Source organism: Brevundimonas sp. EU05-FHT14B11 (assembly GCF_058790835.1).
Genome location: NZ_JBYTCY010000002.1, coordinates 605,565 through 624,492 on the forward strand (window position 1 = coordinate 605,565; position 18,928 = coordinate 624,492).

The 18,928-nt window shown below is 70.8% G+C and carries 19 protein-coding genes; 8 read left to right on the top strand and 11 right to left on the bottom strand.

What is annotated here, in order from left to right; all coding sequences use genetic code 11:
- Positions 1 to 24 precede the first annotated feature (24 nt).
- The 8 genes from AC3WRV_RS10470 to AC3WRV_RS10505 form a co-directional block, all read right to left on the bottom strand.
- A complete protein-coding gene (locus AC3WRV_RS10470) occupies positions 25 to 1,158 on the bottom strand; it encodes a peptidoglycan DD-metalloendopeptidase family protein (protein ID WP_492313186.1) in 1,134 nt (377 codons plus the stop codon).
- A 101-nt stretch (positions 1,159 to 1,259) separates the two neighbouring features.
- Positions 1,260 to 1,904 carry a protein-L-isoaspartate(D-aspartate) O-methyltransferase gene (locus tag AC3WRV_RS10475; RefSeq protein ID WP_291838529.1) on the bottom strand — a complete coding sequence of 215 codons (645 nt, stop codon included), beginning with the start codon at positions 1,902 to 1,904 and terminating at the stop codon, positions 1,260 to 1,262.
- Positions 1,901 to 2,695, bottom strand: coding sequence for a 5'/3'-nucleotidase SurE (gene surE / locus AC3WRV_RS10480; RefSeq protein ID WP_492313187.1), 795 nt, complete (start codon positions 2,693 to 2,695; stop codon positions 1,901 to 1,903). Before surE ends, AC3WRV_RS10475 begins: the two co-directional genes overlap by 4 nt.
- Before the next feature lie 210 nt (positions 2,696 to 2,905).
- Positions 2,906 to 3,157 (bottom strand): hypothetical protein, encoded by a 252-nt coding sequence (locus AC3WRV_RS10485; protein ID WP_492313188.1) that lies wholly within the window; start codon positions 3,155 to 3,157, stop codon positions 2,906 to 2,908.
- Positions 3,158 to 3,303: 146 nt separating this feature from the next.
- Positions 3,304 to 4,809, bottom strand: a complete 1,506-nt coding sequence (gene serS, locus AC3WRV_RS10490; protein ID WP_492313189.1) for a serine--tRNA ligase — start codon at positions 4,807 to 4,809, stop codon at positions 3,304 to 3,306.
- Positions 4,810 to 4,970: 161 nt separating this feature from the next.
- Positions 4,971 to 5,225, bottom strand: a complete 255-nt coding sequence (locus tag AC3WRV_RS10495) for a hypothetical protein (RefSeq protein WP_492313190.1) — start codon at positions 5,223 to 5,225, stop codon at positions 4,971 to 4,973.
- A gap of 327 nt (positions 5,226 to 5,552) precedes the next feature.
- Positions 5,553 to 6,356, bottom strand: coding sequence for a thiazole synthase (locus tag AC3WRV_RS10500; protein WP_492313191.1), 804 nt, complete (start codon positions 6,354 to 6,356; stop codon positions 5,553 to 5,555).
- Between the two features lie 38 nt (positions 6,357 to 6,394).
- Positions 6,395 to 8,812, bottom strand: a complete 2,418-nt coding sequence (locus tag AC3WRV_RS10505) for a membrane-bound PQQ-dependent dehydrogenase, glucose/quinate/shikimate family (RefSeq protein ID WP_492313192.1) — start codon at positions 8,810 to 8,812, stop codon at positions 6,395 to 6,397.
- Between the two features lie 199 nt (positions 8,813 to 9,011).
- Here AC3WRV_RS10505 and AC3WRV_RS10510 point away from each other — a divergent pair, with 199 nt between their 5' ends.
- On the top strand, positions 9,012 to 10,409 hold the full coding sequence (locus AC3WRV_RS10510) for a vWA domain-containing protein (protein WP_492313193.1): 1,398 nt from the start codon (positions 9,012 to 9,014) through the stop codon (positions 10,407 to 10,409).
- Between the two features lie 6 nt (positions 10,410 to 10,415).
- Here AC3WRV_RS10510 and thiS read toward each other — a convergent pair whose 3' ends face one another.
- Positions 10,416 to 10,613, bottom strand: coding sequence for a sulfur carrier protein ThiS (thiS, locus tag AC3WRV_RS10515; RefSeq protein WP_492313194.1), 198 nt, complete (start codon positions 10,611 to 10,613; stop codon positions 10,416 to 10,418).
- Positions 10,614 to 10,712: 99 nt separating this feature from the next.
- On the opposite strand from thiS, the gene AC3WRV_RS10520 reads away from it, so the two are divergent.
- The 4 genes from AC3WRV_RS10520 to aat are packed head-to-tail and all read left to right on the top strand — an operon-like array spanning position 10,713 to position 13,767.
- The gene (locus AC3WRV_RS10520) at positions 10,713 to 11,180 is read left to right on the top strand and encodes a type II 3-dehydroquinate dehydratase (RefSeq protein ID WP_492313195.1); all 468 of its coding nucleotides are present in this window, start codon (positions 10,713 to 10,715) and stop codon (positions 11,178 to 11,180) included.
- 19 nt (positions 11,181 to 11,199) lie between these two features.
- A complete protein-coding gene (gene accB, locus AC3WRV_RS10525; RefSeq protein WP_492313196.1) occupies positions 11,200 to 11,709 on the top strand; it encodes an acetyl-CoA carboxylase biotin carboxyl carrier protein in 510 nt (169 codons plus the stop codon).
- Between the two features lie 3 nt (positions 11,710 to 11,712).
- Complete coding sequence (gene accC, locus AC3WRV_RS10530) at positions 11,713 to 13,065, top strand: acetyl-CoA carboxylase biotin carboxylase subunit (RefSeq protein ID WP_492313197.1); 1,353 nt, start codon at positions 11,713 to 11,715, stop codon at positions 13,063 to 13,065.
- Between the two features lie 6 nt (positions 13,066 to 13,071).
- Entirely contained in the window at positions 13,072 to 13,767 is a 696-nt protein-coding gene (gene aat, locus AC3WRV_RS10535; protein WP_492313198.1) for a leucyl/phenylalanyl-tRNA--protein transferase, read from the top strand.
- On the opposite strand, the gene AC3WRV_RS10540 is transcribed toward aat, so the two are convergent.
- Entirely contained in the window at positions 13,734 to 14,393 is a 660-nt protein-coding gene (locus AC3WRV_RS10540; protein ID WP_492313199.1) for a DUF2155 domain-containing protein, read from the bottom strand. The two genes, aat and AC3WRV_RS10540, sit on opposite strands and share 34 nt — an antisense overlap.
- Positions 14,390 to 14,782 (bottom strand): NADH:ubiquinone oxidoreductase subunit NDUFA12, encoded by a 393-nt coding sequence (locus tag AC3WRV_RS10545; protein ID WP_492313200.1) that lies wholly within the window; start codon positions 14,780 to 14,782, stop codon positions 14,390 to 14,392. The genes AC3WRV_RS10540 and AC3WRV_RS10545 overlap by 4 nt, the downstream gene beginning before the upstream one ends.
- Before the next feature lie 205 nt (positions 14,783 to 14,987).
- On the opposite strand from AC3WRV_RS10545, the gene AC3WRV_RS10550 reads away from it, so the two are divergent.
- From AC3WRV_RS10550 to AC3WRV_RS10560, 3 genes are all read left to right on the top strand, one after another.
- Entirely contained in the window at positions 14,988 to 17,399 is a 2,412-nt protein-coding gene (locus AC3WRV_RS10550) for a TSCPD domain-containing protein (protein ID WP_492313201.1), read from the top strand.
- Between the two features lie 53 nt (positions 17,400 to 17,452).
- Positions 17,453 to 17,938, top strand: coding sequence for a pentapeptide repeat-containing protein (locus AC3WRV_RS10555; RefSeq protein WP_492313202.1), 486 nt, complete (start codon positions 17,453 to 17,455; stop codon positions 17,936 to 17,938).
- Between the two features lie 63 nt (positions 17,939 to 18,001).
- Positions 18,002 to 18,919 carry a pentapeptide repeat-containing protein gene (locus tag AC3WRV_RS10560; protein WP_492313203.1) on the top strand — a complete coding sequence of 306 codons (918 nt, stop codon included), beginning with the start codon at positions 18,002 to 18,004 and terminating at the stop codon, positions 18,917 to 18,919.
- Positions 18,920 to 18,928: the final 9 nt, after the last annotated feature.

Sequence of the window (18,928 nt, forward strand, 5' to 3'; positions counted from 1 at the left end):
CGAGCGCGCGCCGCATAGGTTGGGTTATCGCGGCAACACGGTAAGCGGGTCGACGGCCGTGGGCTGGTCGCCGCGAACCCGCCAGGTCTCGAAATGGATCGAGGGACGGCCGTCGCCGGCGGTCGTGCCGACCGTGCCGATCTGCTGTCCGGCGGTGACCTCGTCGCCGTCGCGGACCACGGCCGAGCCCAGGTGGCCGTAGACCGTGCGCCAGCCGTCGCGGTGGACGATCAGAACCGTCAGCCCCTGCCCGACCAGGTCGTCGCCGACATAGCCGACCCGTCCGGCGGCCGAGGCGCGGACCTCGGTTCCCGCCGCGGCGCCGATGTTCACTCCGTTGTTGCGCTCGCCCATGCCCACCGGTCCGAAGCGGCGCAGCACGTCGCCGCGCACCGGCCAGTCGAGGCCCGCGTTCCCGGCGGGCGCCGCGGCGGCCGGGGGCGCGGTCGCCGCGGGCTGGCGCGGCGGCGGCAGGGTCGAGGACGGCGGAGGCGGCGGGGGCGGCGGAGGCGCGGTCTCCTCCGGAACGGTGACGCCGAAGGGCGACGGACCGGTCGCATAGGGGTCGCCGCCGATGTCCACGGCCCCGGCGGGCAGGATGATGCGCTGGCCCGGCGTAATGGCGGCGCGCGGCCCCAGGCCGTTCAGGTCGATCAGCGACTGCACCGGGGTCTGGAAGCGGCGGCCGATGCCGGAGATGGTGTCGCCGGGCTGGATCTCGTAGGCGGCGCCGGCCGTGGGCGCGCCCCGGGCGGGCGGCGGCGGGCTGGCGAAGCCTTCCGAAGCTGGGCCGGCCGCGGGGCGCGAGCCGTTGGGGGTCGCCTCCGGGACCCCGGTATAGGGCCGGGTCGGCGCGTCATAGGGCCGGGGGCCGGTCGCCGTCGGCGCATCCAGGGCGCCGCCCTCGATGGCCTCGACGGGCGCGCCGCGCGGCGGCGGCGCCTCGCGGGCCGGATCGGTCGGGCCGCGCACGCCCTCCCCGGTCGGCTGCGGCCGGGTCGGATAGACAGGGCCCGACGGCGGCGGCGCGGGCGGGCCGTTCGGCTGGTCGGCGTAGATCGAATAGCGCGGTTCGGCGGGATAGCTGGAACAGGCCGCCAGCAGGCTCATCGCCCCCAGCGCCATCAGGATGCGGAATCCGCCGCCCATTCGATTCATTCGCCCGCTCCGCTTCTGCGCCCAGCCTGTCATCCGAACAGACCCGGAAAACCGCGCCAAAGTTGGGCGGGAAGGTTAACCAAAGCTTGCCGGAGCCGTAATCACCCCTCCTTGGCCGTCCCCTCGACCAGCGGCACGAACCGCACTTCGGTCAGGCTTTCGCGACGGAAGCTGCCGTCGGGCTGGCCGACGTAGCGGTGCAGCATCTGCACCGAACTGCGGCCCACGGGGCAGACCAGGATGCCGCCGGGCTTCAGCTGCTTCAGCAGTTCGGTCGGCTCGCCGGGGGCCGCGGCCGTGACCATGATCCGGTCGAAGGGCGCCTGTTCGGGCCAGCCCAGGCCGCCGTCGCCGTGGCGGGTGATGACGTTGTCGATGTCCAGCGTCCGCAGCCGCGCCTCGGCCTCGGTCAGCAGGCTGCGATAACGCTCGACCGAATAGACATAGCGCGCCAGCCGGCTCAGCACCGCGGCCTGGTAGCCGCTGCCGGTGCCGATCTCCAGCACCCGGTGCCGCAGCTGCACGTCCAGCGCCTGGGTCATCAGACCGACGATGAAGGGCTGGCTGATGGTCTGGGCGCAGTCGATCGGCAGGGCCTGGTCCTCCCAGGCCTGGTCGAGGAACTTCTCGTGCACGAAGACGGCCCGGTCGATGGACTCCATCGCCTGCAGCACGCGCGGCTCCGTCACCCCCTGCTGTCGCAGACCGAGGATCAGGCGTCCGGCGCGGTCGTCCTTCAGGTTCATTCGGCCGCCACGACCGTCTTGGGCGGAACCCCGCCCAGTACGCCCTTCAGGTCGTGCAGGCTGGCCATGTGGGTCAGGTCGATGTGCAGGGGCGTGACCGAGATCTTGCCCTCGTCCATGGCCTTCAGGTCGGTGCCGTCCGGATGATCGTGCTTCGTGCCCCGGAAGCTCATCCAGTAGTAGTCGCGGCCGCGCAGGTCGGTGCGGCGCACCGCATGCATCTCGCCGATGTCGCGGAAGCCCTGGCGGGTGACCTCGATCTCGGCCACGGCCTCGGGCGCGCGGGCCGGGAAGTTGAGGTTCATCACCACCCCGGCCTGCCACGGCTGGGCCAGCAGGCGGCTGATGATGGCGGGGGCGTAGGCCTCGGCCGTCTCCCAGTGGGCGGTGACCTCGTCGTGGAAGCGCTCCAGCGACTGGGACAGGGCGATGGAGCGGATGCCGAAGGCCATGCCCTGCAGCGCCCCGGCGACCGTGCCCGAATAGGAGCAGTCCTCGCCGACGTTGTGGCCGCGGTTGACGCCCGACAGCACCAGGTCTGGCTTCTCCGGCATCAGGTCGTTGACCGCCAGGACGACGCAGTCTGTCGGGGTGCCGGTGACGGCGAAGCGCTGCGGGCCCAGCCTGTTGACCCGCAGCGGCTCGGTCAGGGTGATGCCCCGCCCCTTGCCCGACTGCTCGACGGCGGGCGCGCACACCCAGATGTCATCGGACAGGGTCCGCGCGATCCGTTCCAGGCATTCGAGGCCCTCGGCCTCGATTCCGTCGTCGTTGGTCAGCAGGATTCTCATGATCGGTCTGACCTAATGCGAAGACCCGACCGGCGCACTCGAAAAATCCGGCGGGGTCCCGCTACTGGATGACTTCCACGCGGTCGGCCTGGATGACCGTGTCGCGGCGGCAGTTGTTGACGAGGCGCGAACCCTGCCACTGCATCGTCTGGGCGCCGTCGCGGCCGGCCCAGGCGGCCGTGCGGCCGAACAGCCGGACCTTGGCCCCGTTCAGGTCGGCGGCCGCGCGCTGGGCGTTGCGCGGCAGGACGGCGCTGACGCAGTCGGTGGGAAGCCCTGGGTCAGGTCGCGTTCCCGGGCGTAGAGCCGGATCTCGCCGTCGGCGACGCGGGCCCAGCCCTCGAACTGGGTGGCCGAGGCGTCGAAGCCGGCGGGCGGCGGGGTGACGTCGGCGGGGGTCGAGGCGCAGGCCCCCAAGGCCAGAATCAGGGCGGCGGGGGCCAGGAGGGAGAGGGTTCGCATCGGTTCGTTCCTGTGGCGCGTCTCCGGGGACGGAGACCGGACAATGGACCGGAGCCGCGCGACGTCCTGATGACGCCGCCGCTCCGTTCCCTGCGCAATGCCTGACGCCGCCGGGGGCTCCCCGCCTTACCGGATCGGCAGGGTGTTCAGGCCCCGCCGACCTGCGTGAGCCCGCCCATGTAGGGGACCAGAACGTCGGGGACCCGGATCGAGCCGTCGGCCTGCTGGTAGTTCTCCATGATCGCCACCAGGGTGCGGCCGACCGCCAGGCCCGAGCCGTTCAGGGTGTGGACGAACTCGGTCTTCTTCTCGCCGTCGCGCTTGAAGCGGGCGTCCATGCGCCGGGCCTGGAAGTCGCCGCAGTTCGAGCAGGAGCTGATCTCGCGGTACATGCCCTGCGACGGCAGCCAGACCTCCAGATCGTAGGTCTTGCGGGCCGAGAAGCCCATGTCGCCCTTGCACAGCAGCATCTTGCGGTACGGCAGCTCCAGCGCCTGCAGGATCGCCTCGGCGCAGCCCACCATCCGCTCGTGCTCGGCGTCGGAGTCCTCGGGCCGGGTGATGGAGACCAGCTCGACCTTGTGGAACTGGTGCTGACGGATCAGGCCGCGGGTGTCGCGCCCGGCGGATCCGGCCTCGGCGCGGAAGCAGGGCGTCAGGGCGGTCATGCGGATGGGGGTGGCCAGCTCGCTTTCGGGCAGGATCTGCTCGCGGACGAGGTTGGTCAGGGAGACTTCGGCGGTGGGGATGAGGAAGTAAGAGCGCTCCACAGACAGCTTGGTGTTCTTCTGGCTGTAGTTGTGCCCGAATCGGCGACCGGAGAATTTCCATTCGCCATGCTCAAGAGCCTGGTCGAACTGCTTCTGCCGTTCAGCGTCGTTGAACCGCCACCGCACCGACCCATCGCTGGTATCGAGTTTGTGTTCCTCGTCTTCAGCTTCAAAGAATTTCACGTCTGCTTTGAAGAGGTCCTCAGCAAACTTCGGCAGTTGGCCGGTGCCGAACATCGCCTCGTCGCGAACCAGATACGGCGGGTTCACTTCCAGATAGCCGTTCTTGTCCGTCTGGGTGTCCAGCATGAACTGGCCCACGGCCCGTTCCAGCCGCGCCAACTGCCCCTTCAGCACGGCGAAGCGCGAACCGCTCATCCTGGCGGCGGCCTCGAAGTCGAGCAGGCCCATTTCCTCGCCGAGGTCGGCATGGTCCTTGGCGGAGTTGGAGATCACCGGCTGCGGCGAGCCTTCGCGGGCCGAGGCCCACGGCGTCCCGACCAGCTTGTTGTCGTTCTCGTCCTCACCGTCCGGGACATCGTCGGCTGCCAGGTTCTTCTGTTCGGACAGCAGTTTGCGCAGTTCGGCCCCGACAGAGCGTTCAAGCTCCTCGGCGGCGGCGATGTCGGCCTTCAGGGCCTCGACCTCGGCCTTCAGGCGGTCGGCCTCGGCCATGTCCTTCTTCGCCATGGCGGCGCCGATCAGCTTGGAGGCGGCGTTGCGTTTGGTCAGCCCCTCCTGCGCCGTCGTCTGGGCGGCGCGCAGCTCGCCGTCGAGGCGTAGCAGGTCGGCCACCAGCCCGTCGGCCTCCTCGACCCCGCGCGACGACCAGCCGCTCACGAAGGCGGCGGGATTGTCACGGATGGCGCGGATGTCGTGCATGGCTCTGAACTCTAGGGAGGAAGAGCGATGCTCTAGCGGGCGGCGGGGATTCCGCCAACTCCCCGACGCCATCGTCATCCCGGGCGCGCGGAAGCCGCGCATCGACTGATGCGCGGGGCCGGAATGACGATGGCGATCACTATGACGGTTCAAACGCCGCTTCATCGTCGCCTTCGCCCCTCGCGGAAGGTCCGACGGCGGTCAGGATGGGGCGCGGAGGCCGGAACGAGCGTCTCCCGAATTTTTTCCGGCGCATCGGAAAAAAGCGGGTGCGAAGAGGGCGGATCGTCGTGCACCCGTCCGGCCTCGATGCGGGCGGCGAAGCGCAGGGCGCGCAGGGCTTTGACGGCGAGGCGGCGCCACAGACGGATCGTGCGGGCGTCGCCCTGACGGCGAGCCGTGGCGGTCCTGCTCATGGCGAAACGATGGATCGCCCGGATGTCGGGAGGGCCGTCTTTCGGGATCAGAACTTCGCGGGCCATGTCTGAAAGGATGACACGACCATGCGTCAGGATTGGACGTGGGGACGCGGCAGTCGCTTCCCTCTCCCGATGGGAGAGGGCTTGAGCGCACGGCGCGCAGCGTCGTTCTTGCGCGAAAGGGTGAGGGCCGACCGCCAGCATCCGGCGATGAGCCGCACCGCTGTTCCGGGCGGCCGGCTTGGGCCGGACTGCACCAGTCGACCCTCATCCGACGGGGCTCCGCCCCGCCACCTTCTCCCACCGGGAGAAGGAAGACCGATCCTAGATCAACCCGCTGAGCGGCGAGCTGGCGCTGGCGTACATACGCCGGGGCATGCGGCCGGCGAGATAGCCCTGACGGCCGGCGATGACGGCGTGCTTCATGGCCGACGCCATCAGGATCGGATCATTGGCGCCGGCGATGGCGGTATTCATCAGCACGGCGTCGCAGCCGAGCTCCATGGCCAGCACTGCGTCCGAGGGCGTGCCCACGCCCGCGTCGACCAGCACCGGCACCTTGGCCTGTTCCACGATCAGGCGGACGTTGACCCGGTTCTGGATGCCCAATCCCGAGCCGATCGGGGCGGCGGCGGGCATGATGGCGGCGGCGCCCGCCTCCTCCAGCCGCCGGGCCATGACCACGTCGTCGGTGCAGTAGACCATGACCTGGAAGCCGTCCTTCACCAGCAGGTCCAGCGCCCGCAGGGTCTCGATCATGTCCGGATACAGGTGGGCGGTGTCGCTCAGCACCTCCAGCTTGACCAGATCCCAGCCACCCGCCTCGCGCGCCAGGCGCAGGGTCCGCACCGCGTCCTCGCCGGTGAAGCAGCCGGCGGTGTTGGGCAGGAAGGTGAAGCGGTCGGGCTTCACATAGTCGACCAGCATCGGCTGGTTCGGATCGGTCAGGTTCACCCGGCGCACCGCCACGGTGACGATCTCGGCGCCCGCGGCCTCGGCGGCGTCGGCGTTCTCCTGATAGGTCTTGTACTTGCCGGTGCCGACGATCAGGCGGCTGTTGAAGGTCCGGCCGGCGACGGTCCAGCTGTCGGTCGCGGCGGATGCGGAAACGGGGACATGAGCGTTCATGTCCCCGTCCCTACGCCCTCGGGCGCGTCGTTTGAACCCTACGCGCCCCTCGGCAGTGCGTAGGCGATCACTTCATCTGACACCGGGGTCTCCATGAAGTGGTGGCCGCCCGGTGCGATGACCAGGAACTGGCGGCCGCCGACCTCATAGACCATCGGCCCCGCCTGACCGCCGCCCGGCAGCTTGTCGGTCCACAGGGTCTTGCCCGTCTTCAGGTCGATGGCGCGGATCAGGTCGTCCGTCGCCGCCGCCACGAAGATGACGCCGCCCGCCGTGACGACCGCGCCGCCGTTGTTGGGGGTGCCGATCTCGATGGGCAGCATGGACGGGATGCCGAACGGCCCGTTCTTGGTCGCCTGGCCGAGCGGACGGTCCCAGATGGTCCGGCCCGTGCGCAGGTCGATGGCGCGGATGCCGCCATACGGGGGCTCCTTGCACAGCAGGCCGGTGAAGGGCATCCGCCAGCCGGCGTTGACGCTGATCGCATAGGGGGCGCCCGCCTGGGGGTCGCCCGCGCCCTCGGCCCCACCCTTGCGGGCGTTGGGTTCGCCGCGCGGGACCCAGCCGCGACGGTCCGCCTCGGCACGGGGCACCAGCCGGTTGTAGTTGGGCATGTCGTTGTAGTTGGCGACGATCACGCCGCGGGCCGGATCGACGGCGACGCCGCCCCAGTCCGAGCCGCCGTTGTAGCCCGGATACTGGATGTAGCGCCGGTCGGCCGTCGGCGGGGTGTAGAAGCCCTCATAGGCGGCGCTGCGGAACTGGATGCGGCAGATCATCTGGTCGATCGGCGACATGCCCCACATCTGGCGCTCGTTCAGGTCGTGCTCACGGCGCAGGGTGTGATAGCCGCTGGTCCGCTGGGTCGGGGTCCGCATCTGCGGCTCCACGCCGCCACGGGGCACGGTGATGTTGTTCACCGGCGTGAGCGGCTGGCCGGTGGCCCGGTTCAGCACATAGATGTCGCCCTGCTTGGACGGCAGCACGACCGCCGGGACCGCGCCCGCCGCCGTGGGGAAGTCCACCAGCGTCGCCTGCGAGCCCAGGTCGTAGTCCCAGACGTCGTGGTGCACGGTCTGGAAATGCCAGCGCGGCTTGCCGGTCGTCACGTCCAGCGCGACCAGCGAGGTGGCGTAGTCCAGCTGCGGTCCGGTGCGGTCGGCGCTGACATAGTCGGCGGCGGTCGAGCCCAGCGGCAGATAGACCAGCCCCAGCCGCTCGTCGCCCGAGGCCGTGGTCCACATGTTGGGCGTGCCCAGGGTGTAAATCTGGCCTTCCGGCGGGGTGGTGGCGATGTCCGGTCGCATCATGTCCCAGGCCCAGCGCAGCTGGCCGGTGACGGCGTCGAAGCCCTTGATCACGCCAGACGGCGCCTGGCGGTACTGGCCGTCCAGGATCTGGTGCCCGGTCACGACGACGCCGCGCACGATGGTCGGGGCCGAGGTGATCGAGACCATGCCCGGGATCAGCTTGCCCATATGCTCGGACGTATCGACCTGGCCGTTCCGGCCGAAGCCGGCGCAGCGTTGGCCGGTGCGGGCGTCCACGGCGATCAGGCGGGCGTCCAGCGTGCCCCAGATGATCCGCGTCGCGCAGGGATCGGCCGGGGCCGCGTTCGGCACGACGTAGTAGCTCACGCCCCGGCAGGCCGCCGTATAGGGGATGTTGTCGTCGCTGACCTGCGGGTCGTGCTTCCAGATGTTGCGTCCGGTCGCGGCGTCCACGGCCAGCACCATGTTCTTGCCGGTGCAGATGTAGAGGGTGTTCCCGACCTTCAGCGGCGTGTTCTCGGAGGCGTACTTGTTCTGCGCGCCGGGCCGGTCGCCGGGCAGGTCGCCGGTGTGCAGGCTCCACACCCGCTCCAGCCGCCCGACGTTCTCGGGCGTGATCTGGGTGAGGGGCGAATAGCGCTGGGCGTGGTAGCTGCCGCCGAAGGCCGGCCAGTCGGCGCCCACCGGGATGGCGTCCGGATCGCTGGAGGCGACGGCCCGCGCGGCGGGAAGCTCGGACTGCACATTGATCTTCGCCGCATTGGCCGAGGCGACGCCGCCGATCATCAGCAGGGCCACCAGGCCGACCGCGCCGCCGGCGGCCCAGACCTTGCCCCGTCCGGGCCACAGGGCCGGAAGCGCCGCCAGCACGAGGGCCAGCAGCACGGCGGGGGCGATCACCCGCGGCACCAGGCCCCAGCCGTCGATCCCGACCTCCCACAGCGCCCAGAGCACCGTCAGCACGAAGACGCCGATATAGATGAAGGCGCCCAGCCTGCTCCGCCGGATCAGCAGGACCCCGCTGGCCAGCAGTCCCAGTCCCGCGAGCAGATAGTACCAGGAGCCGCCCAGTCCGATCAGCCAGCCGCCGCCGATGGTCAGGGTCAGGCCGATGAGGGCGAAAATGACCCCGAGGGCCGTGATCAGGCCTCCGGCGAGGCCTCCCGGTTTGCGCTCGACGGACATGAAAACACTCCAGCGTGGCAAGGGATTCGGGAGCGCAACACCTCGCCCGTCGTACGGTTCCGGACAAAACCGTGCGCGCGGGATGGACGCCGATCACATTCCGTCGCACGCATCAGGTCCCGGCGCCTTTCGTCAGTTTTCATCGCGCCGCGGGCATGTGTGACTGGGCTCACGTGTTGTTCTGTGAAGGAGTGTCGTCATGCGCATCAGGTCCATCGTCGCCAGGAGCGCCGTCGCGATCCTGCTGGCGTCCACGGCGATCACCGTCATCGGCTGCAGCACCGCCGGCGGGCCGGCCATGGCGCCGCCGCCTGCGGTCGCTCCTCCGCCTCCCCCGCCTCCGCCGCCCGCGCCGTCACGCCCCGCCGTGGTCGGCGAGGAAGCGACCTCGGTCGACGACGTCGTGGTGTCCGGCAGCCGGATCCGCCGCGAGGGCGAGGCCGGCGCCGGGGACGACGCCCGGATCGCCGCCCCCACGCCCGTCGCCCTGCCCGACCGCGGCACCCGCCCGGCCCAGCCGCGCCCCCCGCAGGCCGGCCTGCTGACCGCCGGCGACTATGACGACCTGCTGAACCCCACCTGGTACGCCGACTATGTCGGCCGCTACCTGCAGGATCAGGGCGGCGTGAGCCTGCCCTGGGTGGACACCCGCGAGGCCATCACCATCGCGGTCAGCGACGCCGAGGGCCGTCCGGCGCCCTTCGTCGAGGTCTCGGTGTCCCGGCCGCAGGGCGAGCCGCTGCGGCTGCGCACCCTGGCGGACGGGACCGTGGTCCTGTTCCCCGGTCTGGACCGGCTGGGCCGCACGGCGAACGTCACCGTCGACGGCGCGACCCGCCGGCTGACCGTCGGACCGGATCGCCGGCTGGAGATCCGCACCGCCGCCCGCGCCGCCCAGGTGCGCGCCTTCGACCTGCTGCTGGTCATCGACGCCACGGGCAGCATGGGCGACGAGATGGAGTATCTGAAGCGCGAGCTGGCCTCGATCATGGCCTCGCTGGCCGAGCGCCACCCGCGCGTGGACACCCGCATCGGCCTGATCGTCTATCGCGACAACGGCGACCAGTATGTGGTCCGCGACTTCCCCTTCACCGGCAATGTCGATGGACTGGTGCGCCAGCTGGAGGCCCAGCGGGCCGACGGCGGCGGCGACTATCCGGAGGCCATGGACCAGGCCCTGACGCGGGCGCTGGACTATCCGTGGCGCGACGACGCCGTGCGCTCGGTCGTGCTGGTCGCCGACGCCCCGCCGCATGACGACCGCATCTCCGCCACCTGGGAGCAGGTGCAGGAGGCCCGCGCCCGCCGCATCCAGATCACGCCCGTCGCCGCCAGCGGCGTAGGCCACCGGGCCGAGTTCGTCCTGCGCGCCGCCGCCGCCGCGACCCAGAGCCGCTATCTGTTCCTCACCGACGACAGCGGCGTGGGCAATCCGCACGCGACGCCCGAGGTCAAATGCTACGTCGTGAGCCGCCTGGACAGCCTGCTGCGCCGGGTGCTGGACAGCCAGATCTCGGGCCGCCGCATCGAACCGACGGAAAACGAGGTCATCCGCACCGTCGGCCCCTACGACGCCGGGGTCTGCGCGCCGAAATAGGCCGACTCAGCCGCCGCCGACGAACTGGACGACCTCGATCCGGTCGCCGGCGGCCAGGGCCGTGACGCCGTGACGCGAGCGGGGCACGATCTCCAGATTGCGCTCCACGGCCACCTTGCGGATATCCAGCCCCAGCTCCTCCACGAGGGCCAGGATGGTGTCCGCATGGACCTCGCGAAGCTCGCCGTTGACCTGGATTTGCATGACCTTGCGTCACTCTCTTGCGGCGCGCGGCTTGCTTGCGGCCACGCCTGAGCTAAAAGGCCGGTCCGATTCCGGTCGGAACGTCACCTTCGCGAGCGAATGCCCGACAGTCCTGTCCTCTACGTCCTGAACGGCCCGAACCTCAACCTGCTTGGGGTCCGAGAGCCTGAAATCTACGGGCGCGAGACGCTCGCGGACGTCCAGGCGCTGTGCGAACGGACCGCCCAGGGCGCGACCGTGGTGTTCCGCCAGACCAATCACGAGGGCGAGCTGATCGACTGGGTCCAGGAGGCCCGCGAGAAGGCTGACGCCCTTGTGATCAACCCCGCCGGCTACGGGCACACCTCGGTGGCCCTGCTGGACGCCCTGAAAACGCTGACGGTTCCGATCGTCGAATGTCATCTGTCGAATCCGGCGGCGCGCGAGCGCTTCCGGCATCGCACCTATGTGTCGGCGATCGCCGCCGGCGTGGTTTCGGGTTTCGGCCCGATGAGTTACGAACTGGCGGTCAAGGCCGCCCTCGGACTGGCGCAGGAACGCCGCCGGTCCGCCGACCGTTCGGTTTAAAGGACAACAAGAGGCTCCCATGGCCGATCCGAAGACGACTGCACCCAAGCTCAAGAACGAAGCCGAGATCGACACCATCCTGGTGCGGCAGCTGGCGGACATCCTGAATGACACCTCGCTGACCGAGATCGAGGTCGAGCGGGGCGAACTGCGCATCCGCGTGGCGCGTGAAGCCGCCCCGGTGATGCAGTACGCCGCCGCGCCGGCCCAGGCCGCCCCGGTCGCCGCCGCCGCGCCCGCCGCCGCCCCGGCCTCCATGCCGTCGGACCCGGCCACCATCGTCGCCAAGTCGGGCGAAGAGGTGAAGTCGCCCATGGTCGGCACCGCCTATCTGCAGGCCTCGCCGGAAGCCCCGCCGTTCGTCCAGCCGGGCGACAAGGTGAAGAAGGGCCAGACCCTGCTGATCGTCGAGGCCATGAAGACGATGAACCCGATCCAGGCTCCCCGCGACGGCGTCGTGAGGGAAGTGCTGGTCGGCGACGCTCAGCCCGTCGAGTTCGGCGAACCCCTCGTCCTGCTCGAGGCGTAAGCCATGTTCACGAAGGTCCTGATCGCGAACCGCGGTGAAATCGCCCTGCGGATCCACCGCGCGTGCAAGGAGATGGGCATCTCCACCGTCGCCGTGCACTCCGAGGCCGACCGCGGAGCCATGTGGGTGCGCCTGGCCGACGAGAGCGTCTGCATCGGCCCGGCGCCGGCGGCCAAGTCGTATCTGAACATCCCCTCGATCATCGCGGCGGCCGAGATCACCGGCGCCCAGGCGATCCACCCCGGCTACGGCTTCCTGTCCGAGAACGCCCGCTTCGCCGAGATCGTCGAAGCCCACGGCATGACCTTCATCGGTCCCAAGCCCGAGCATATCCGGGTCATGGGCGACAAGATCAGCGCCAAGCAGACGGTTCTGGCGGCCGGCATTCCCTGCGTTCCCGGCTCGGCCGGCGAGGTCGAGACCATCGAGGCCGCCATCGAGGCGTCCAAGACCATCGGCTTCCCCCTGATCGTCAAGGCGGCGGCGGGCGGCGGCGGACGCGGCATGAAGGTGGCCCTGACCGCCGACGACCTGGTCGAGGCCGTCCAGACCGCCCAGTCCGAGGCCCTGGCCGCCTTCGGCAACGGCGCGGTCTACATGGAGCGCTACCTCCAGAAGCCGCGCCACATCGAGATCCAAGTCATCGCCGACAGCCACGGCAACGTCGTGCACCTGGGCGAACGCGACTGTTCGCTGCAGCGCCGCCACCAGAAGGTGCTGGAAGAAGCCCCCTCGCCCGCCCTCTCGGCCGAGGGCCGCAAGGCCATCGGCGAGACGGTCAACAAGGCCATCGCCGCCATCGGCTACCTGGGCGTCGGCACCATCGAATTCCTGTGGGAAGACGGCGAGTTCTTCTTCATCGAGATGAACACCCGCCTGCAAGTCGAGCATCCGGTTACGGAAATGATCACGGGCGTCGACCTGGTGCGCGAACAGATCCGTATCGCCGCCGGCCTGCCGCTGTCGTTCACCCAGGACGACATCCACTTTGAAGGCCACGCCATCGAGGTGCGGATCAACGCCGAGAACGCCGAGACCTTCACCCCGTCGCCGGGCACCATCACGGACTTCCACGCCCCGGGCGGCCTGGGCGTGCGGCTGGATAGCGCCATCTACGCCGGCTATTCGATCCCGCCCTATTACGACAGCCTGATCGGCAAGCTGATCGTCCACGGACGTGACCGCGAGGAGTGCATCGCGCGCCTGAAACGGTCCCTGGGCGAGATGGTCATCGGCGGCATCGACACCACCATTCCCCTGTTCCAGAAGCTGCTGCAGGAGCCGGACATCCTGTCGGGCGACTACGACATCCACTGGCTGGAGAACTGGGCCAAGCGCCAGAAGGGCGAAGCCTAGCCCCCGGTGGAGGAACCCGGCTTCAGCGCCTCATCCCCCTTCGGCGGCTTCGGGCCGGACGAACTGCTGAACTGCTACGCCACCGGCGTCTTTCCCATGGGCGAGGCGCGCGATGACCCGCGCGTCTTCCTGGTCGAGCCGGACCAGCGCGGCGTCATCCCGCTGGACGGCTTCCACATTCCCACACGGCTAAGGAAGACCGTGCGATCCACGCCGGTCGAGGTGCGGGTCGACACCGCTTTCAGCGCCGTGCTGGACGCCTGCGCCGCCTCCATGCCGGGCCGCGAGGACACCTGGATCAACGCGCCGATCCGGCGGCTCTACATCGCGCTTCAGGCCCGCGGCCACGCCCATTCCGTCGAGGTCTGGCGCGACGAGCGGTTGGTCGGGGGGCTGTACGGCGTGACCCTGGGCGGGGCCTTCTTCGGCGAGAGCATGTTCAGCCGCGAGCGCGACGCCTCGAAGGTCGCGCTGGTGCATCTGGTAGGGCGGCTGAAGCGCGGCGGCTGGCGGCTGCTGGACGCCCAGTTCCTGACCGAGCACCTCAGCCAGTTCGGAGCGGTCGAGACGCCGCAGGCGGCCTATCTGCGGCAGTTGAAGGCGGCGCTGCGCGCGCGGCCCCAGGTCCGTTCGCTGTTCGAGCCGATGACGGGCGCCGAAGCGGTCTTCTACGCCCTGCAGCCGACGACCCAGGCGTCGTAGATCGGGTGCTGCAGGCCGTTCACGGCCGGCGCGGACGCGAACATCCATCCCCGGAAGATCTGGCGCGGCGCGGCGGTCTGGACGACGCCGCGCGGCTGGAGGCTGACTTCCAGATAGGCGATGGAGTCGCCGACCTGTTCGTCCGAGGCCGAAACCTCGCAGGCGCGGGCGGTGAAGATCAGGGTGCGCTGGAAGCGGACGGGACGACCGCCCACCTCGACCTCGAAGCGCATGCGTTCGGCGGTGATCTTGTCGACGGCCTCGACGATGGCGACGCGGCGGCGCTGACGGCGGCCCGGCGTGGTCGAGGGCTCGCCCCGGACTTCGGCCTTCTCATCGGCCTTTTCCTCGTCCGCCTTCTCGGTGTCGGTCTCTTCGGCGACAGGGGCGACGACGACCGGTCCGGGCGGGGTGATGGCGATGGGGGCGGCGGGCGCGGGCGCGGCCTCGGGGGCCGGCTCGGCGGGCGGGGTCGTCTGCGGCGTCGGCTGGCGGTTCAGCTCAGCCGTGGGATCCACGGGACGGGCGTCCTGGGGCATGTCGTTCAGCGCGGACGCCACGACGCCGCCGGCGACGAGGATCGCCGCGGCGGTCACGCCCGCGAGGATGAGCCCGCGACGCTTCATTCCGGACGCCAGGCCTCATAGTCGCCGGTCGCGGCCGGGCGCTGGCCCTCGGCGGCCAGCGAGCCCTGCGGCCGCCACGCCATCGGCGTGCCGGTCAGGTTGGGCAGGTGGTCCTTTTCCCACGACCGGCGCGGCAGCGGCTCCACGGTCGGCGGCTCGTCATAGGTGTAGTGCATCCAGCCGTGCCACTCGGGCGGCACCTTCGAGGCGTCGGCGTAGCCGTTGTAGATCACCCAGCGGCGCTTGCGGCCGTCATAGCTGACGTTGTCGCGCGACTGGTAATAGGTGTTCCCGAATTCGTCGGTGCCGATCTTCTCGCCACGCTTGGCGATGGTGAAGAAGGTGCCGATGGTGGCGCCGCTGGTCCAACCGAAGATTCTGCCTAGCACGTCGGGAATTCCACTCGTCTCGCGCCGCCCGGAACACCCCGGCGACAGCGACGCTGATCATAGAAACCGCGAAGGCTTCCGTCCAGCGGAACGCGGCGACGGCGAAACTCAACATCTTGGGGGTAACCCTGATGCGACACGCCAGATTTATTGCGGCGGACCGGTTTCAACCGGTAGCATCGGCAAAAGCCGCCTCGAGACCCGCATGCGTCCCCAGCCTCGCTTCGCCGTCCTCGCCTCCGCCGTTCGCCGCTCCGTGCGCGAGATCGAGCGTGGCGGTCGGCTGGTCGAGGTCGTGGCGCCCGAGGACTGGTCCGACGCCCGGGCCGAGGCCTGGCTGGACTGGGCCGCCGCGGAAGGCCTGCCGCTGGACGGCGAGGACCTGATCGTCGAGGCCGCGAACGCCTTCGCCGCCCGTCAGGCGCCCGACGAGACCCTGGCCGCCGAACTGGCCGCCACCTTGCGCCTGGGCCTGGCCACGCCGGCCCGGCCGCAGGCGGTCGCCGCCGGGGACGCCCTGATCCTGTCCGATCCCGCCGCCGCCCGCCTGCTGGCCGCCGAAACCGCCCGCCGGCGCGCCCTGCGCCTCGCGGCCGGAGCCATCGACGCCGTGGCCGCGGCCCTGGCCGCCGTCAGCGAGGCCGTCAGCCGCTGCGAGGGACCGCGCGGCGACTGCGCCGATCCGGCCATCAACCCGGCGCTGGCCCGGGCCGCGATGACCGCGCGCCGGGCCGGAGCCTCGGACGCCGACATCCTGCGGGCGGTCGCGGGCGAATCATTCGAGGCCGCGCCCCTGCCCGCCCGCCCCGCGGCGCCGTGGACGGCCGTCGCCGACCGCGGCCTGATCGCCTCGGGCGCGCCGGAGGCCGTGCTGGCCGCCGAGGGCGCGCTGGACGGGGACCTGATCCTGGCCTTCGACCCCGAGACGGCGGAACTGGCCGCGGAGGCCGCGCGCGGCGCCGGGGTGCTGATCTCGCTGAGCGCCCTGCGCGCCCTGACCGGCGACGGCTTCGAGGCGGCGCTGGGCGACCTGGCCGGGCTGTGGGTCACGGCCCTGTCGGACGGCGGTTCGGTTCCGGTCAGCGTCGGACTGGCGGACCTGGCGGACCTGGTGCTGGTCGAGGGCGCGGCGGATCCGCTGGCCCGCGCCGCCGAGCTGGCCGCGGTGATCGCCGAAGCGGGCGCATCCGGCCTGTTCATCGACGACCGCGAGGCCATGCTGCGTCTGGGCGCCTCGCCGCTGACCGCGCTGGACCGGTTCGAGACCGCCGACGGCGAGGCCGCCCCCCGCCTGAGGCCCGCCCTCGCCCGGGCGATCGAAGACCAAGGCGGCGAGGTCGAGGACGCCGAACGGCATCTGCTGGGCCGCCGCACGCTGGCGGGCGCGCCGGGCGTCGACCACGCGGCCCTGCGCGCCCACGGCTTCACCGATGTGGAGCTGGAGGGCGTCGAACTGGCCCTGGCCCAGGTCGAGCGGCTTGAGGACGCGTTCCGCGCCCCGGTGCTGGACGCCGGCTTCCTGCGCGACGTGCTGGGGATCGAGGACGCCGCCGAGGACGATCTGCTGACCCGTCTCGGCTTCACCGACGACGACATCGCCGCCGCCGGCGGCTGGGCCTTCGGTCACGGCGACCTGGAGGGCTGGACGGGCGCGCCCGAGGCCCTGTCGGCGGTCCTGGCCGACCCGGCGGGCTTCGAGACCGGCCTGCGGACGGCGCTGGACCCGTTCAGCGGCGCGCCGGACCTGTCGCCGGTCGCGCTGGACTGGAACGCCACCCCGGCCCAGGCGGCTCGCGTCCTGGCGGACGCCGCCCGCGACGGGCGCCGCACCGTCCGCCTGCGCCGCGCCGCGCCGCCCGCCGGCCCGCTGCTGGACCTGCCGGAGAGCGCCGGCCAGGAGCGCGAGCGCCGCCGCGAACCCGAGGTCCGCAATGTCGAGCGGGTGATCGAGAAGGTCATCGAGCGCGACCGCACCCGCCGCAAGCTGCCCGACCGCCGCAAGGGCTATATCCAGAAGGCTGCCGTGGGCGGCCACAAGGTCTACATCCACACCGGCGAGTACGAGGACGGCGAGCTGGGCGAGATCTTCATCGACATGCACAAGGAAGGCGCCGCCTTCCGCTCGCTGATGAACAATTTCGCCATCGCGATCTCGATCGGCCTGCAATACGGCGTGCCGCTGGACGAGTTCGTGGACGCCTTCGTCTTCACCCGGTTCGAGCCGGCCGGACGGGTCACGGGCAACGATTCGATCAAGTCGGCGACCTCAATCCTGGACTACATCTTCCGCGAGCTGGGCGTGTCCTATCTGGACCGGCAGGCGCTGGCCAATGCGGACGCCGGGCCGGGCGACGGCCTGGGCGGCGCCGAGGGCGAGGTCGCCGAGACGGTGCCGGCGGCCCGCTTCATCTCCAAGGGCTTCGCCCGCGGCGCGGCGCCCGACAACCTGGTGGTCCTGCCCTTCGGCCAGAAGAAGGAGGCCGCGGCCGCGCCCACAGCCCCGGTCGTCTCGGGCGAGGCCACAGCCTGCCCCGCCTGCGGCGACCTGGCGCTGCAGGAACGCGGCGCGGGCTGGATCTGCGACACCTGCGGGGCCGCGCCCTCGATGCAGGGTTAAATCAACGATTTCATGCGAGGCTGCCCAAGCTCGATCGAGCGCCGGAGCCTGAGATGAAGCTGTTCCTGACCGCCGCGGCCCTCGCCGCCGCCCTCGCCTCGCCCGCCGCGGCCCAGAACGCCGGCCAGATCGCCAGCGTGCGCGGCGGCGCCAGCTGTTCCGGCTGCAACCTGTTCCAGGCGGCCCTGTCGGGGCTGGAGCGCAACGGCCTGAACCTGTCGCGGGCGCGCCTGCGCCAGGCGGATCTCAGCCTGTCGGTGATGAACCGCACCCGCTTCTCCAACGCCGATCTGCGCGACGTGGAGGCCTACGGCGGGGTCTTCTCCGGCTCGAATTTCTCGGGCGCCGACCTGACCAACGCCAGCTTCGTGGGCGCCTATCTGGAGGGCGCGAACTTCACCGGGGCCACCCTGACGGGGGCCAATTTCTCCGGCGCCTCGCTGGTTCGGGCGACGGGGCTGAGCCAGTCGCGGCTGAACCAGGCCTGCGGCGACGAGGCCACGCGGCTGCCGGCGGGCCTGTCCATTTCGCGCTGCTGAACGGCCACCGACGTTACGGCGATTTAAGTAGGGTTCTTCGGGGTTTGGCCTCATGAAGGTGGCGTGAAACAGATTGCCGACTCCTTCTTCCGTCGCGTCATGGTCACCGGTGTCTCCGGCGCGGCCTTCGCCGCCGCCCTGTGCGCCGCGGCTCCAGCGGCGGCCGAGATCCAGCTGCAGTTCCAGGATCGCGACGTGGCCCGCATGGTCTCGCTGGGCGGGTCCTGCAACCGCTGCGAACTGTCGGGCCGTGACCTGACCGGCGCGGCCTTCACCGGCGCCAGCTTCACCAACGCCACCCTCGTGGGCGCCGTGATGCGCGGCGCCGAGCTGGTGGGCTCCAACTTCTCGGGCAGCGACTTCAGCCGGGCCGATCTGACGGGCGCCGAACTGGTCGGGGCCAACTTCACCGGCGCCAACTTCACCAGCGCGAACATGACCGGCGTCTCGGCCATGGGCGCGACCATGGTGCGGGTCCGCATGGACCGGGTCAACGCCACCGGCGCCGAGCTGAACGGCGCCAATATGAACGGCGCGGTCATGGGCAACGCCAACTTCACCGGCGCCGAGATCAACGCCGCCACCCTGGCCAATGTCAGCGCCCGGGGCGCCAATTTCGGCGGCGCCGAGATCGGCATGTCGAACCTGTCGAACGGCGACTTCCGCGGAGCCTCCTTCCAGAGCAGCGAGCTGAACGGCGCGCGGCTGACGGGCGGCAATTTCGCGGGCGCTAACTTCAGCGACGCCGAGATGAACCGGGCCGACATCCGCGGCGCGGACCTGTCGGCGGCGCACGGCCTGACGCAGGAACAGGTCGGCCGGGCCTGCGGCGACGCCAACACCCGCCTGCCGGGCCGCCTGACCGCCCGGACCTGCCGCGGTATCTCCGGGGTCCGCGTCGCGCCGCCCGCGCCTCCGGTCCCGGCGGCGCCCCCAGCTCCGCCCCGGGTCAGGAATTTCGTGGTCGCCAGCGGCCGCTGACAAAAAAGG

Bases quoted from the DNA above. Each gene is read 5' to 3' on its own strand.
- surE (WP_492313187.1), bottom strand. From the start codon at position 2,695: ATGAGAATCCTGCTGACCAACGACGACGGAATCGAGGCCGAGGGCCTC.
- AC3WRV_RS10540 (WP_492313199.1), bottom strand. From the start codon at position 14,393: ATGAAGCGTCGCGGGCTCATCCTCGCGGGCGTGACCGCCGCGGCGATC.
- AC3WRV_RS10550 (WP_492313201.1), top strand. From the start codon at position 14,988: ATGCGTCCCCAGCCTCGCTTCGCCGTCCTCGCCTCCGCCGTTCGCCGC.
- accB (WP_492313196.1), top strand. From the start codon at position 11,200: ATGGCCGATCCGAAGACGACTGCACCCAAGCTCAAGAACGAAGCCGAG.
- AC3WRV_RS10470 (WP_492313186.1), bottom strand. From the start codon at position 1,158: ATGAATCGAATGGGCGGCGGATTCCGCATCCTGATGGCGCTGGGGGCG.
- AC3WRV_RS10555 (WP_492313202.1), top strand. From the start codon at position 17,453: ATGAAGCTGTTCCTGACCGCCGCGGCCCTCGCCGCCGCCCTCGCCTCG.
- AC3WRV_RS10520 (WP_492313195.1), top strand. From the start codon at position 10,713: ATGCCCGACAGTCCTGTCCTCTACGTCCTGAACGGCCCGAACCTCAAC.
- serS (WP_492313189.1), bottom strand. From the start codon at position 4,809: ATGCACGACATCCGCGCCATCCGTGACAATCCCGCCGCCTTCGTGAGC.
- AC3WRV_RS10485 (WP_492313188.1), bottom strand. From the start codon at position 3,157: ATGCGAACCCTCTCCCTCCTGGCCCCCGCCGCCCTGATTCTGGCCTTG.
- AC3WRV_RS10505 (WP_492313192.1), bottom strand. From the start codon at position 8,812: ATGTCCGTCGAGCGCAAACCGGGAGGCCTCGCCGGAGGCCTGATCACG.
- AC3WRV_RS10500 (WP_492313191.1), bottom strand. From the start codon at position 6,356: ATGAACGCTCATGTCCCCGTTTCCGCATCCGCCGCGACCGACAGCTGG.
- AC3WRV_RS10495 (WP_492313190.1), bottom strand. From the start codon at position 5,225: ATGAGCAGGACCGCCACGGCTCGCCGTCAGGGCGACGCCCGCACGATC.
- AC3WRV_RS10475 (WP_291838529.1), bottom strand. From the start codon at position 1,904: ATGAACCTGAAGGACGACCGCGCCGGACGCCTGATCCTCGGTCTGCGA.
- accC (WP_492313197.1), top strand. From the start codon at position 11,713: ATGTTCACGAAGGTCCTGATCGCGAACCGCGGTGAAATCGCCCTGCGG.
- thiS (WP_492313194.1), bottom strand. From the start codon at position 10,613: ATGCAAATCCAGGTCAACGGCGAGCTTCGCGAGGTCCATGCGGACACC.
- AC3WRV_RS10510 (WP_492313193.1), top strand. From the start codon at position 9,012: ATGCGCATCAGGTCCATCGTCGCCAGGAGCGCCGTCGCGATCCTGCTG.